Genomic DNA, 14,527 nt, shown 5'->3' on the forward strand with positions numbered 1-14,527 from the left:
AATTAAATTTTTATTTTTCTTATCAAGGAGTACTTATGCGAAATACCACAAACTTTTTTTACAAAATTTGCTTTTTTGCCCTACTGTTTTCTGCAACTGCGATTGCTCAAACACAAACGATAACAGGATCGAATCGCCTCGAACCTTTAAACCCCATTCCCATAACACCTACTGTTAATCCCACTCTTTCTTCTTTAAAACCCGTTGCTTCACCTCCAGCTTTAGTTCCTCAGCAAGCCACTTATTTACATCCTGGTATTCTCGTGTTTAGAAATAATACGTGGGAGGGTGGAGATCATCTTCTGAATGTGTCTAGCAATATCGGTGTTTATGTTTCTATTATCAAACCTGAATCAGATCCTTTAGCTATCTCGGAGGAAAGTTTAAAAAATATCGTTGATCAAATCTTTAAAAAATTTAACATTAATCCTGTGACTTTAGCTGCTCCCGGGCATCCCCCTTTACCAGCTTTTCAAATTCAAATATTAGCTTATCCGATAGATAAAGGTTATGTTGTGACGTGTGAGGGAAGATTATTTGAATCAGTAAGTTTACAACGGTTTGTTTTAGATCCTGCCATGGCATTTCAAGCTATTACTTGGGAAAAGAAAGGATTGCATGTTGGTCCGACGGATAAAATCATAGAGCAAATCCAAACAAATGTGGCTGAAATTGCTCAGTCATTTGGAGAGAGGTTTGATGCTTTTGAGCGACGTAAAAAAGATTTGACTCGCTAAGTTTATTTCTCATATGAATAAAATTATAATTTTATTTAATTAAATATTGCAAATTAAACTTATATTTAAATATAATTTGTAATTAAATAATTATAAAAAATAAATGAGGTAATTAATGTTTAACCGTCTTCCTTCTGATTTTCCTGAAAGCTTGTTAAAAAGTGGTGTGATTACTTTTGCCATTGATGCACTTATTTATGGCAATGCCGAGCAAGCACTAGCTGTTAGTGGCACTGCAGTTGTTGCAACGTTAATTAGTGCACTAACCACTCCCTTATTTCGCAAAATGTTTGCTGCTGAGCAACATGCAACTGTGACTTGGTACCATTCAGCGGTTCAAATTGCGACAAGCATTGCTTTGAGCCAGGTATTAATTAATACTTTTTCTCATTATCGAGTCAATCTATTATCAGGCGCTATTTTAGCCATTGGAATAAGCTTAGCTGTAGATGGTTTCAAAAATCGCAACCTAAACCATAATATTTCTGTGATCATGGTTTAATGAAAGGGGGCGATGCTTATTGCATTGGCTCCCTCAAAACTTATGGAGACTAGTTTGAATCTATTGTCTCATCTTAATGTAAAAATTTCAGCTCCTGCTTCCTATTCGAACTTATAATCGTCAATTGTCCAAGACCTTGTTAAAAAAGCCCCTTTGAAAGTGCTTTCGAAATCACTCCCTTATCGCCAAATGACTTCCCAAAAATCCCTTTTGGTAAAGTTTCGGCAATGGAAGACATTAGCAACACTTACAGAGTTAAGCTGAAAAGCCAAAATTCAGATTACTATTGCAATGATTTTTAGCTATATGTAATTTTGTTAAAATATTTATAAATTAAAAAATTTATTTCACTCATTTGGATGGTCATTTTGAATATTCCTACTCTAAGTTATAGTTATCTTGTCAATACAATGACCACTTCTGACTATCAATCTCAAGAAATTAGCGATCTTTCTAGAGATGAAGATATCCCCTTAGGCAATTCTTTGGCAAATATAGAAGAAACTAGTGCACCAACGATTCAAGTTCACGATTTTTCCTCTTCATCTGAAGAACTTCAACTAAGCTTTCAAGAGGGAACTTCTCTGACTATTTCTCATTCTCAGTTAGCTATGTTAAGGGAAAAATCCCTTTATTTTAAAACTCTTTGGTCAGGAAATTTTCAAGAAACCCTTCAACATCCTCTGGCTTTGACACAAAAGGAGTTTACGCATCTGCTTAATTGTGTCATGGATGCTAATTTTAAAGTTCCTTTGGAAGAGATCACTTCTTCCATTCAACTAGCCGATTATTATGAACTAACAGAAGTGGTGAAAAATTTAGAAGAACAGCTGATTGAGGGATACCGAACACAGGAATTTGAACCATTTAGTTCCACTGAAGAGAGTTTAGTCGCATTAAAAGAACTTTTAAATTTTGCACATCGCTATCAATTAAGTACATTGAAGAACTATTTAGAATTGACCGTTGTGAGCGCCTTATTAAATCAGACCTCTCAACTGACGGAGTTTGAAAAAATTATAAAGCACTTCTTAAATGAGATAGAAGCATTTAATTTTTCAGACAATGCTTATTTAACAGATGCCCATCTTTTAGCATTAAAAGATTGTAAAAATTTAAAAGTACTCCATTTAGAGAAATGTCAGGTTATTACGGACGATGGTTTGGCGCATTTGACACCCTTAACGGCTTTGCAGCATTTAGAATTAAGCGATTGCAGGAAACTCACCGATGCAGGATTAGCTCATTTGACACCCTTAACGGCTTTGCAGCATCTAAATCTAAGCTTTTGCGATAAACTCACCGATGCAGGATTAGCTCATTTGACACCCTTAACGGCTTTGCAGCATCTAAATCTAAGCAGGTGCTATTATAAACTCACCGATGCAGGATTAGCTCATTTGACACCCTTAACGGCTTTGCAGCATCTAAATCTAAGCTTTTGCGATAAACTCACCGATGCAGGATTAGTCCATTTGAAACTCTTAACGGGTTTGCAGCATCTAGATCTAAGAGAATTCTGGGAACTTACCGGTGCAGGATTAGCGCATTTAACAACTTTAACCGCTTTGCAGCATCTAGATCTGAGTGGATGCGATAAGCTCACTGACGTAGGATTAGCCCATTTAACACCCTTAACGACTTTGCAGCATCTAGATCTGAAAAGGTGTCGTAATCTCACGAACGCTGGATTAGTCCATTTGAAACTCTTAACGGGTTTGCAGCATCTAAATTTGAGCGAATGCTATCATCTCACCGATGCAGGATTAGCCCATTTGACACCCTTAACCGCTTTGCAGCATCTAGATCTAAGCCAATGCAGTAAACTCACTGACGATGGATTAGCCCATTTAACACCCTTGACGGCTTTGCAGCATCTAGATCTAAGCCAATGCAGTAAACTCACTGACGATGGATTAGCCCATTTAACACCCTTGACGGCTTTGCAGCATTTAGTTCTGGCTAGGTGCCGTAATCTCACGGACGCTGGATTAGCGCATTTGACACCCTTAGAGACTTTACAACATTTAAATTTGAGTGGAGGCTATAAGCTCACGGGTGCTGGATTAGCGCATTTGAGGCCCTTAGTGGCTTTACAGCATTTAGATTTGAGCTATTGTAATGGGCTCACGGACGCTGGATTAGCGCATTTGACACCCTTAGTGGCTTTACAGCATTTAGATTTGAGCTATTGTGATGGGCTCACGGACGCTGGATTAACGCATTTGAGGCCCTTAGTGGCTTTACAGCATTTAGATTTGAGCTATTGTGATGGGCTCACGGACGCTGGATTAGCGCATTTTAAATTCTTAGCAGCTATAATACACTAAGAAACTTTTTAAGCTTTACCGGGAAATGAACTAAAAGTTAAAAAAAAGCAGCTCGAAGGCGAGGATTTGGGAAAAGGCTTGCGCAGATAAAAGCTTCACAAGTTAACGAAGTTTAGAGCTTGGATTTTATGTCGGATCCGCTTGCAAATAGAAAGAAAAGCGGTTATGGGTTGGTTTTTTTATTTTTTCTGATGTCTCTCCATTGCCATAACTAGATTGAAAACTCCTAAGAGGATTCATATGAACATTTTTGTTTTTATATTATTTTATTATAAAAAATGGTAATTTTATATAAATTTTCCTGTTATTAATTAAATACCATTTATTAGTTATTATTTACAAACAGAAGTATTATTGGCAGTCGAAGAATGGGGATGATTTCTAAGCAAAGAGAGTTGATCAGTCAAGTCTATCATCTCTATGGCTGTTTGAACGGCTTCCCGCCCTTTATTTCCCATTTTCACTCCTGAGCGTTCCATGGCTTGTTCCACCGTATCCGTTGTTAAGATTCCAAATACAACCGGAAGATTAATTTCTAAAGAAACATTCAGAATTCCTGCAGCAGATTGGCTAGCAACATAGTCAAAATGGGGGGTGGTCCCACGAATAATAGCTCCCAAACAAATAATGGCATCAAATTCTCCTGAAAGGGCCATTTGTTTTGCAATTAAAGGAATTTCAAAAGCACCAGGTACCCAAGCAACAGGAAGGTTTTGTGTTGATATTCCATATCTTTCTAATTCATCTAAGGACCCCTCAAGAAGATTTTTGGTTATGGTTTCGTTAAAACGAGAAATAACAATTCCAATACGAGCTTTTGAAATATTTAATTTACCCTTATATTCTTTCATCTAATGATTCCTGTTTATTTAAAGAAAAAGTTACGTCGAATGATGAATTTCTAATTTATCTTCACTTAAGTCAATCAAATGACCGAGTTTGTCTTTTTTAGTTTGTAAATAATGTTTATTCTCTTTTGTTACACAAACAGGTAAAGGCACCCTTTCAGTAATTTCTAAATCATACCCTGCTAGCCCATTATATTTAGCTAAATTATTTGTCATTAATCGGATTGTCGATAATCCTAAATCAACTAAAATTTGGGCTCCTATTCCATATTCGCGAGAATCAATTGGAAAACCTAGTTCAAGGTTAGCTTCTAATGTGTCTTTCCCTTGATCTTGAAGATTGTAAGCTTTTAATTTATGACCAATTCCAATTCCTCTTCCTTCATGCCCTCGTAAATAAATAATCACTCCTCGTCCTTCTTGCTCTATTTTTTCCATGGCAAGTTTTAGCTGGGAGCCACAATCGCATCGTTTAGAACCAAAAACATCGCCAGTTAAGCATTCCGAATGCATTCTTACAAGAATGTTTTTTTGATTTTTTATTTCGCCTTTCACTAATGCAATATGTTGAATTCCATCTAATTGTGATTCATAAACATAAGCGTTAAAATCTCCAAATGGAGTAGGAATAGGGGATTGTGAAAAACAGCTCACTAATTTTTCATGCCTTCTTCTAAAACGAATAAGCTCTGCAATCGTAATAATGGGAATTTGATGAAGGTCGGAAAATTTCTCCAATTCTGGTAAACGCATCATGGAACCATCTTCATTGATAAGTTCTGCAAGGATACCTGCCGGATAAAGTTTGGCTAAGTTTGTCAGATCAACAGCAGCTTCTGTGTGACCTGCCCTTTTTAGAACGCCCCCTTCTTTGTAACGAAGAGGGAAGATATGTCCCGGGCGGCCTAAATCTTCTGGTTTTGTATGAGGGTGAATGAGAGATAAAATTGTTTTAGTTCTATCTTCAGCCGAAACTCCAGTTGTTACACCTTGATGCAAATAATCAACAGAGACTGTAAAAGCTGTTTGTTTACGATCTGTATTATCTGTAACCATTGGAGGGAGTTTTAATTCATCTAGACGTTGTCCTTTCATGGCTAAGCAGATAATGCCTGTAGTATGCCTGATCATAAATCCCAATGAACTTGGATGTGCTTTTTCTGCAGCTAAAATCAAATCTCCTTCATTTTCTCTATTTTCATCGTCAACAACAATAACAAATTTTCCTTCTTTTAAGGCTAAAAGCGCATCTTCTAATCGATAGGTTTTCATGAATTCATTATCCTTGGTTGTGATAGGGAGTCATCAATTTTTCAATATATTTAGCCATTAAATCTACTTCTACATTAACTAAATCACCTTTTCCTTTTCTTCCCAATATTGTGCATTGACCAGTATGTGGAATCATAGCAAAGGAAAAATGGCTTGCGCCAATTTCAGCAATAGTTAAGCTAACACCGTCTATAGTAATAGAGCCTTTGTGAACAACATAGCGCAAGAGAGGAGGAGAAATTTTGATTGTTACCCAGTAAGCCCCCCCTTCTAAGGTTGAATAGGAAATAATGCGTCCTATATCGTCAATATGGCCTTGTACAAGATGGCCTCCTAAGCGGTCGCTATATTTAATGGCTCTTTCGAGGTTTACAAAATCCCCTATCGATAAGTGATGAAAATAAGTTCGTTGCAGGGTTTCCGCGACTAAATCACAAGAAAATGATTGTTTGAAATATTCTACAACAGTTAGACAACAGCCACTAACGTTAATTGAGTCTCCAATTTTAATATCTTCTAAAATTTTTGATGCTTCAATCTGAAAACGAATTCCATCACCCCGTTTTTCAATCTTTGTGAGACATCCCACTTCCTCTACTAACCCAGTAAACATAAATTCCTTTTAAGCTTGTATCATTTTTTTTGGCAGATGGGGCAAATGTGTGTACTTCGCTGCGCGACAATTAGCTTTTCAATTAAATGACCACATCGAGGACAAGGATGTCCAGTTTTTCGAAAGACATTTAAAAGAGTTTGGTGTTCTCCTTTTGAACCATCTAAGCGATAATAGTGTGTTCGCCCAGGTCCAAGCGTTGTTCCTCTTGCTTGGATCCCTTTTTCAAGGACATATTTAATGCTATGATAAAGAATCTTTAGGTGTTTTAGATTTATTTGATTGGCGGGAATCAAAGGATGTAGTTTTGCTTCCCACAGAGCTTCATCCACATAAATATTACCAAGACCTACAATGAAACTTTGGTCTAGTAGTAAGCTTTTTAATAAAGTTTTTCGATTTTTCATCATATCTTCAAATAGTTCGAATGTAAAAGAGGAAAGTAAAGGTTCGGGACCTAAGTGTCCTATAATTTCCTCTACATCAGAAACTAAATACCAACGACCAAATTTGCGTGTATCATGAAAACGAAGCTGATCGCCATTTTCAAAATTAAATTGTATTCGAACGTAAGGAGAGGCTGGGGTTTGGCTTGTAACAAATTGAAACCGGCCTGTCATTCTTAAATGAACAATGAGGAACATCTGATTGGAAAGTTGAAAAATGATGTATTTACCCCTTCTGTCAACATTTTGGATAGATTGACCTTGGACTTGCTGACAGAAAATTTCAGGTGTAGGTACTGCAAGCGTTTTAGGCCAAAAAATTTCTGTAGAAATAATTTTTTTACCAATAAGCCTACTTTGTTTCAAATCTTGGACAATGGTATGGACTTCGGGGAGTTCAGGCATAGTTAATTCATTTTAGTTACAATCATTTTTAATTATTGATTAGCTGCAAAATAGAATTTAATTACAAAGGAAATTTTGCCCAATTTTAGGGATTTAGGGAATCTTTTATGAATTGTATCATTTTAAGAAAAAGACTTCTTTCAAAATTCGATTTTTTTAATATTTTAAATATTATGTGAATCTTTTGACATTATTCTAGACTAAAAAGAAAAAAATGATACAATTTAATCAGTACATGAGTTGAGGTAGTTCAGTCAATTATCACATACCCTTTACGCATACGGTTTGTATAGCGCAAAGAGGTTCACAGTATACTTTTTGAGCCCTATTAGAATTGATAGCGATGTCGCATCTTTCCCAATGGATCTATTAAGCTCAGTATAAGATAACTTGTTTCCCCCTTGCTTATACTTCTGCAGTAAAGGCTTTTTTGCCAAGGCAAAAAGGCATGTCCTTGTTCAGAGTCGAGGGGAGCTGAATAAGCACAAGTTAGACCCCTTGTTAACTAAATCCTATGGAGAATTATATGAAGAAAATATTTGTTGGTAACCTTTCTTGGAAAACATCGGAAGAGCAGCTTAAAGCTCATTTCGAAGCTTTCGGTAAAGTTGTTAGCGCCAAGATCGTTACTGATCAAATGACAGGCAAATCTAAAGGCTTCGGCTTTGTAGAAATGGAAAGTGCAAACGATGCAGAAAATGCTATTCGCGAATTAAATGGCAAGCCTTTAGTTGATCGTAGTTTGCGTGTAAGCTTAGCGCAAGAAAGAGATCGTAGCGAAAGAAGAGAGCCACGTTCTTTCGGTGGTGGAGATAGAGACAGATCATCTTTCGGCGGCGACAGACGTTCTAATTACCGTTCGTAATTCAACATCTCTGACTAATCAACTCATATAGATTAGAAAAGGCAAAAGTTTATTACTTTTGCCTTTTTTATTGAGCTAAACTTAAATTGATTTCAATAGAATGCTTATTCTATTACATAAGAAAAAGACAAGAAGATTTTGTTTTTAAGGAAAATCAATACTTAATTTTAATAGATTCTAAAAAAATTAGATGCTTAGATACAAATTAGTCTGGCACGGTTTTTTATTTTATGAATTTATCTAAAAAGTTAGAAACTCCTTTTTCCACTTCTTTTATAAGGCCTTTAGGATTCAAATCAAAGAATTTTTTGTTTTCATCGTCAGACAAATTCTCATTGTTATTTGTTTTTGCTTCGTTAAAATCTTTTTCCCAAGGGAAAGGAATAGTGGTGGGAGCAGGTGGTGTCGCATCGAGAAGATTAGACATGGCAGCGTCTAATACGTTTCCAAGCAATTTAGCTTTTGGATCCCCATTCAACTGTGCAACTAAAGCGCTGATCCTACCTGCCGCTCGCTTTTTATCAATTTCAACACTTCCTTTTCTTCCTTTTATAGGAATTTGTAATAAATAATTATCTTCTAATCCAGGAATGTTGAAAGCAAACTTTAAGGCTTGCGCACTTAATCCTAGTACTAAGTTCATTTTCTGTTGCGTTAAATCAATTTCTCCCCAGCTTGCTAGGTGATATTGGTTGCCAACTAGAAAATCTAATCTTTTTAAATTTAAAATTCCTTTATTTAATTTAAAATAAAGAGGAGTAAACCAAATGGTAAAGGGATTTTCCAAAATAGGTCGAATTAAATCTAAAGTGTTTTTTAATTCACCTTCGTTGCGAAAACTAACTTTCCCTAGCTCCACAGATCCTTTTTCAATAGAAATTTTATTCAAATCAAAGGGAAATAGAGGACAAGCAAAACCTGTAGGAGCAATCTGCAAATTAATGGGATGTTGGGCTTTAATAGCAGAGCTTAGTAAAGGCATACTGTCTTCTAAAAGTGTTTGACTAAGCAGAGGAGTCATTTGTATTTCCCAATTAAATGACTCTAATAAAGTGAGGGTCCCCTGATTCAATAGTCCATTCAATTTTACATGTCCGTTTGTTCCCTCAAGTTCAAGTTGAAGAGGGCCTGTTAAGTGTTTGAGATCACACAGAATCTTTGCGTCAATATGTTCCCCAACAAGGGCATTTAAACGCTGATACTGCTTATCATTTAGGAATAACAAGGTTTGAATCCATAATGAAGGAAGTTTTCGAGCTTTGAGCTGAGATTGAATGTTAACTTCCTGCCAATTTTTTAACGTTCCTTCTGAAGTAAATAATTGGCTAATTTTTCCATCTATTGCGAAAGAAGAATCGGAAGAAGTAGAAGTTAAATTAATATCAATGCTTTCAATGAGATCTCGACTTTTAACTTGTCCTTGGACGGAAAAAGGGAGAAGTGTAGGGTGTTCTTTCCACTTAATAGGTGTTGTAGTGAATTCAAAATCAATCATTCCTTTTTTTAAATTTTCTGAGGTATAGCAAGGAAAAGGAATTAATAAATGGCTAAGGTTTCCTTTAAGTGTGACAGGACCCGACAAAGTTAAGGAGGTCATTTTGTCAGAAGAAAAAATAGTTTGGAGATGTTGGTAAGCTTCCGGTGTTATTGTCCAGCGTATTTCTCCTGAAGGATTAGCTGATTCATATAAAGTAATAAATTTATCAATTCTCAAGCGTGCTTTTGCATGCAATTTATCACTATCAAAGAAGAGATCCCAATAAGTCGGTATTTGGCGATCCGGAGCAATGAGTGTCTTTAAATCTATATCCAACTGAGGCCCAATTAGTGGAGTTAAATCCCTGAGATTGAGCAGAGCACTGAAAAATTTGGTGGATAGGCATCTAATATCCGTTGTAATATCTGTTGAAGAATGATTTAAATCAATTTCAAAGTTGGGGGACAACCAGTTATTAACAATAATTTTTGCATCGATTTGACTGTTTTTTTGTTTTTGACCCTCAGTATATGCTAATCCCTCTAAATCAAACTGAGCAATATTTTTCATCGCCTGCAAAGAATAATCAACTTGCAACTGCTCAAGTGTTAATAATGTTCCCTGTTTTTTTTCTTCTGTCTCAATCCGATCGATGCTAAGTTTACCGTTTAACAATAGGCTACTTAGATTCTTTGATTCAAGATTGACTTGAGTTGGTTCTGCAGTTAATTGAATAAAAGAAGGTTTTTTAAGTTTCGGTAAACCAAGCTGAAAAGCTGCACTTAGTTCTTGAGAAGCCTCCGGCACTAACAAATAATTAATCTGTAAGGGTTTTGTTAAAGCAAGCACCTCATTCATTAGGCTTCCTTCAATTTCAGCCTTAAAGTTTGAATTTTGCATTTGAAGTAATAAAAATGGAAAATTAAGATGATTATGGCTTTCCATTTGTGCAAGAGTATATAGATTAAATTGCACAGGTCTGTTTAAAAGGGGAGAGTAAAACCCATCGTTTTTTAAAAAAGAAAGTTGCGATGATAAGTGAGTTTGAAATGTAGAGAAATTATCGCCATCTATTTTTAATTGAATGTCTTTTAATTGTACGGTTCCTAAATCAGTAAGATAAGAAAGTTGGATCAGTTTTATCGTTGATTCTAATTGTAAGCGGCTATTTGTTTGACCATTTAATGGAATATGCAATTTGTTAATTGTAATTAAAACTGGGCAGGGTTGATCTAGAGCAAATTGTTCTGAAGAAAACATTGATTTCAAACAATCTGAAGGAAAAATCCAACTTAAATTTAAAGGCGAGATTAGCTTAATCTCCTTTCCAATTTTAAATTGGGCTTGATTAAGAACAATTTGCGGGGTTTGTATAGATAAAGATAAAGAAAATTCACCTTCATTTTTTGCTTTAATTGAAAATTGAAGGTCGGCAAAGGAACCTGCTTGTTTGATTAATTCTGGGTGGTCTTCTAAAAAAGGAACTAATTTTAAAGGAAAATTAGAAATCTTTAAGGAAGATTCCATTTCTTTTTTTAGTTCAGTTTGTAAATCCTGCCAATTTTCTGGTTTAACGACTACCGTTTCAAAACGGAGATCGAATTTTTCTTGTTCGAGTTGTCCTTGACCAATTAATTGTAAATTAGCCGTTGGGGCACAAAGGGTGGATTCTAGAGCTGTTTTTAAAGAAAAAACTTTAATTTCTCCGATTGAAGGCAATTCTAAAAAAATGGTGGGAATTTCTGCTTGGGTTTTAAAAGCTATTTGGCATGGATCGATCATGCTATTGGAATCAAAAAAAGTAAGGGGGAGATGAAAATCATAAACTAATAGCTTTAGTTGCGATGATTCAAGGAGTTGAAAATAATGAGGTGTAAAAAGGTTGATAGATTCGGGTCTTAGATTGAGAGTGAATCGACCAGGTTCTCGAAGGCTGAAGACTCCTTTAGAAATTTTTCCTTTGACATCTCCTTGCATTTGAGGTGATAAAGCATTCAAATGAAATGCTAGTCCTTCAGAGCTCGGTTCTTTATTAATTTGTAAATTGAGACGATCTCCAAATAAAGAATAAAAAACTGTATTTAAGCCGGGCATTTTTAATGCTATAAAGCGATCTAATAACTCAACGGGGAAATTAACAATTTTTGCATATATATGAGCATCTTTGCTTCCATCTATAGTTAAATAATTTTGAGCATTAATAGATAAATTTTCCCAGTTACTGGCTTTGAGTCCAGGTAATGTGATGTCAATTTCAAAATTTCCTGAAAGATTTTCTTGTTTAGTATTACCTTTCAGATGAGCAGCTAAAGGTTTTCCTTTAGAGAAAAAAGAAATTGTTCCATTCACATCAGAAAGTAAGATTGTGGTTGGTGGCAAAGGTGCATATTCTACATGGCGGTCATAACCAAATGCTCTTTGAAGATTACTATCTCCCTTATTATCAGTGACAATTGCCACATTTAATTCTTGTAAATGGGTTTCTCCTAAATCTGTACTTCCAAGTAAAAATTGCCAGAAAGCAGCATCGGTAGAAAATTTTTCAATTCCGATAACAGAGCGACCTTCTGGATCTTTAAGCAATATTCCTTCAATAATTTGCCCTTTTCCCCACCGCAAATTTAAAGAATTTATTTCAATTTGGCCAGGAATCGAACGATTGATCCAAGTAACAACCTGTTTTTTACCCCATTCAGAACTTATAATGGAAGGCAAAGTGATTAATCCAATTCCGAGAAGAATGCAAAAAAACAATAATAGATACGATAAACGGTATGAAAAAAAAGAGCGCATGAACTGTAGCCTTATAAAGTTTTACCTTTTATTATACAGGTAAATTTAAAAAATGGACTTTGGCTAAGTTGCTATTCTTTACCGTCTTTGAAATATATTCTAACGTTCGTGTATGTACAGATGAAATGCTTAACAACTCCAAATCTAGATTGTCAGCTTAGCCAAAATTTTAGTTTTCGAATCCACTTATGTATAAAAACAATTTTCCTCTTTGAGAGAAGCTATAAGATAATTTACAAAATCTTAAATGTCAATCGATGTTAAGATTTGATTAACTATTTATTTGGTTTTGATTAAATGGGGCTAAATTCGTAGCAATGTGAGATTTTAATTGTGAGAAAAAAATCTTAAATAAGATAAATTAATAATACTTAAGTATAAAAATGAAGTAATTTAATAAAAATTAAAAGAAATTTAGTTATTCTTAGAATTAAAAGCTTGCTAATGGAATTAAGTTTAATAAATTTTTAATTTATTTTTTATCCTATATGGTTTAATCTGTTTCCCAGCATTTAGGATTATAAAATTGGGTATTCCATCCTCCTCCTAAAGCTTTGATCAAACGAATTGTTGAAATATATCGCTCACCTAGTACAATAACAGTATTTTGTTCTGTTTCCAGAAGAGTGCGTTCAGCATCCACAACGTCTAAATAATTAATAAGACCTCTTTCGTAGCGCATTTGAGATAATTTAAGGGTTTCTTTTGCAGCTTTCACACCAGCTTCTAATGCTTCTGCTTGTAAGGCTTTTTGACGGAGATTAACTAATGAATCTTCTACATCTTGAAAAGCAATTAATACATTTTCTTGATAATTAGCTAGAGTCTCTCGAAAACGAGATTTTGTGAAAGCTAAGTTGGCGCAATTTCTTCCTCCATCGAAAACAGTTTGTATTAGATTCAAACCAATTTCCCAAAGCCGAGCTTTCCAAGAAATTAAAGAATGAACAAACGGGCTTTCAAGTCCAAAACCCGCATTTAAATTCATTGTGGGAAAAAAAGAAGCATAAGCAATTCCAATTTCCGCGTAAGAAGCTGCAAGATTTCTTTCAGCTTCCGCAATGTCTGGTCTTCTGTAAAGAAGTTCAGAAGGGAGCCCCGTTGGGATGGAAGGTGGAAGAGCATTAATGGGGTTAAATTTGATAGAAAAAACAGTGGCGGGGGTTCCGGTTAAAGTTGCAATAATATTTTCTTGTAAACTTCGAAGACGTTGGATGTTGGCAAGATCTGAGCGAGCTCTTGCAAGCTCTACTTTAGCTCGACTGACATCAGAATAAACAATTAAACCAGCATTAAAGCGTGCTTGATTAATATCAAAAGCTTTTTGTCTTGCTTCAATTGTTCTTTGTAAAATTGCTTGTTGAGAATCTAAATCACGCAATTGGAAGTAGTTTGAAGCAATATCAGCTGTTAACGTTAGTAAAATGCTTAAATAAGCTTGAGTAGATGCTTGAGATCGAAAAATAGCTGATTCATAGGTGTTGGTTAGCTTAGACCATAAATCTAATTCGTAGTTAAAATCAAAGGATAAAAAATATTGAGATTGAATACCTCGAACAGTCTGAGGTAAATTGCTGAACATTGCATCTGGTGGATTGTTTTGTTGGGAAGAAGGAATCGCTTTTCCAAGGGCGTTTTTTTGTAACATTCCAGATCGTGCATAAGAAGGAGAAAAATTGACAGTAGGAAACAGAGACGCTCGATCAATACGAGCAATTGCCCGAGATTGTATCACCCGTTCGAATGCTGCCCCAAGAGTATGATTTAATTCCAAAGCCTGCTCTTCTAACTTATTCAAAATAGGATCATCAAAAATTTCCCACCAGTAATCTAAATCTTTTTTTGATTGTTCGAAACGTTGCTCTTGCTCTTGATTAAAACTTGATGTTTCTTTCTTTGCTAAATTGGAAGGGCCTTCATTAACGGAATCCTTTTCCCATTTTTCAGGGGTGCTTATCTTACTTGCATTTTTCCAGACCTGAGGAGTCGTTATAAGAGGGGCTTGATATGGGGCAATTAATCGGCAACTTTGAAAGCTTACACAAATCAACAGCAGAATTAAAAAACGATTTAAAGTGGGAAAAATAAAAAATTTGATAACTTGCATGTTAACTTACGTTTCGAGTTCGTTTATAGATTTGTTTTGGTTACTAAAATTACGTTTTGGAAATGGTTAGGTAAGCAACCAATTAATGAAATTAACATATAAAGGAAATATAGTTTTGTAAAAAGTTTATTT

General features: G+C 35.2%; 10 protein-coding genes and 1 pseudogene. 4 read left to right on the forward strand and 7 right to left on the reverse strand.

Translation table 11 applies throughout. The features are described 5' to 3' along the window. Positions 1 to 35 precede the first annotated feature (35 nt). Together PC_RS04275 and PC_RS04280 are read left to right on the forward strand one after the other, a co-directional pair. The gene (locus PC_RS04275; protein WP_011175436.1) at positions 36 to 737 is read left to right on the forward strand and encodes a hypothetical protein; all 702 of its coding nucleotides are present in this window, start codon (positions 36 to 38) and stop codon (positions 735 to 737) included. A gap of 115 nt (positions 738 to 852) precedes the next feature. After that, the gene (locus PC_RS04280; protein ID WP_011175437.1) at positions 853 to 1,239 is read left to right on the forward strand and encodes a hypothetical protein; all 387 of its coding nucleotides are present in this window, start codon (positions 853 to 855) and stop codon (positions 1,237 to 1,239) included. Between the two features lie 142 nt (positions 1,240 to 1,381). Here PC_RS04280 and PC_RS11960 read toward each other — a convergent pair. After that, a pseudogene (locus PC_RS11960) lies at positions 1,382 to 1,514 on the reverse strand (IS982 family transposase); the annotation flags it as partial. Positions 1,515 to 1,607: 93 nt separating this feature from the next. Between PC_RS11960 and PC_RS09900 the strand changes: the two are divergent. Further along, a complete protein-coding gene (locus tag PC_RS09900) occupies positions 1,608 to 3,569 on the forward strand; it encodes a leucine-rich repeat domain-containing protein (RefSeq protein WP_011175438.1) in 1,962 nt (653 codons plus the stop codon). Positions 3,570 to 3,901: 332 nt separating this feature from the next. Here the strand turns inward: PC_RS09900 and ribH are convergent, their stop codons facing one another. Genes ribH through mutM form a run of 4 tightly spaced genes read right to left on the reverse strand, consistent with a single transcriptional unit; the run spans position 3,902 to position 7,153 of the window. Next, positions 3,902 to 4,420 carry a 6,7-dimethyl-8-ribityllumazine synthase gene (gene ribH, locus PC_RS04290; RefSeq protein WP_011175439.1) on the reverse strand — a complete coding sequence of 173 codons (519 nt, stop codon included), beginning with the start codon at positions 4,418 to 4,420 and terminating at the stop codon, positions 3,902 to 3,904. A 30-nt stretch (positions 4,421 to 4,450) separates the two neighbouring features. Further along, positions 4,451 to 5,689, reverse strand: a complete 1,239-nt coding sequence (locus PC_RS04295) for a bifunctional 3,4-dihydroxy-2-butanone-4-phosphate synthase/GTP cyclohydrolase II (RefSeq protein ID WP_011175440.1) — start codon at positions 5,687 to 5,689, stop codon at positions 4,451 to 4,453. Between the two features lie 7 nt (positions 5,690 to 5,696). After that, positions 5,697 to 6,302, reverse strand: coding sequence for a riboflavin synthase (locus tag PC_RS04300; RefSeq protein WP_011175441.1), 606 nt, complete (start codon positions 6,300 to 6,302; stop codon positions 5,697 to 5,699). Positions 6,303 to 6,322: 20 nt separating this feature from the next. Beyond that, positions 6,323 to 7,153: a DNA-formamidopyrimidine glycosylase gene (mutM, locus tag PC_RS04305; RefSeq protein WP_011175442.1), complete on the reverse strand. Its 831-nt coding sequence runs from the start codon at positions 7,151 to 7,153 to the stop codon at positions 6,323 to 6,325. Positions 7,154 to 7,679: 526 nt separating this feature from the next. On the opposite strand from mutM, the gene PC_RS04310 reads away from it, so the two are divergent. After that, positions 7,680 to 8,018 carry an RNA recognition motif domain-containing protein gene (locus PC_RS04310; RefSeq protein ID WP_011175443.1) on the forward strand — a complete coding sequence of 113 codons (339 nt, stop codon included), beginning with the start codon at positions 7,680 to 7,682 and terminating at the stop codon, positions 8,016 to 8,018. Positions 8,019 to 8,241: 223 nt separating this feature from the next. Here the strand turns inward: PC_RS04310 and PC_RS04315 are convergent, their stop codons facing one another. Together PC_RS04315 and PC_RS04320 are read right to left on the reverse strand one after the other, a co-directional pair. After that, positions 8,242 to 12,288 (reverse strand): hypothetical protein, encoded by a 4,047-nt coding sequence (locus tag PC_RS04315; protein WP_011175444.1) that lies wholly within the window; start codon positions 12,286 to 12,288, stop codon positions 8,242 to 8,244. Between the two features lie 493 nt (positions 12,289 to 12,781). Beyond that, a complete protein-coding gene (locus PC_RS04320) occupies positions 12,782 to 14,395 on the reverse strand; it encodes an efflux transporter outer membrane subunit (protein ID WP_011175445.1) in 1,614 nt (537 codons plus the stop codon). Positions 14,396 to 14,527 lie beyond the last annotated feature (132 nt).

It is taken from the genome of Candidatus Protochlamydia amoebophila UWE25 (genome assembly GCF_000011565.2).
GTDB classification, from domain to species: domain Bacteria; phylum Chlamydiota; class Chlamydiia; order Chlamydiales; family Parachlamydiaceae; genus Protochlamydia; species Protochlamydia amoebophila.

Excerpts from the sequence above, each read along its gene's own strand:
- PC_RS04310 (WP_011175443.1), top strand. The coding sequence starts at position 7,680 with ATGAAGAAAATATTTGTTGGTAACCTTTCTTGGAAAACATCGGAAGAG.
- mutM (WP_011175442.1), bottom strand. The coding sequence starts at position 7,153 with ATGCCTGAACTCCCCGAAGTCCATACCATTGTCCAAGATTTGAAACAA.
- PC_RS04320 (WP_011175445.1), bottom strand. The coding sequence starts at position 14,395 with ATGCAAGTTATCAAATTTTTTATTTTTCCCACTTTAAATCGTTTTTTA.
- ribH (WP_011175439.1), bottom strand. The coding sequence starts at position 4,420 with ATGAAAGAATATAAGGGTAAATTAAATATTTCAAAAGCTCGTATTGGA.
- PC_RS04275 (WP_011175436.1), top strand. The coding sequence starts at position 36 with ATGCGAAATACCACAAACTTTTTTTACAAAATTTGCTTTTTTGCCCTA.
- PC_RS04295 (WP_011175440.1), bottom strand. The coding sequence starts at position 5,689 with ATGAAAACCTATCGATTAGAAGATGCGCTTTTAGCCTTAAAAGAAGGA.
- PC_RS04300 (WP_011175441.1), bottom strand. The coding sequence starts at position 6,302 with ATGTTTACTGGGTTAGTAGAGGAAGTGGGATGTCTCACAAAGATTGAA.
- PC_RS04315 (WP_011175444.1), bottom strand. The coding sequence starts at position 12,288 with ATGCGCTCTTTTTTTTCATACCGTTTATCGTATCTATTATTGTTTTTT.
- PC_RS04280 (WP_011175437.1), top strand. The coding sequence starts at position 853 with ATGTTTAACCGTCTTCCTTCTGATTTTCCTGAAAGCTTGTTAAAAAGT.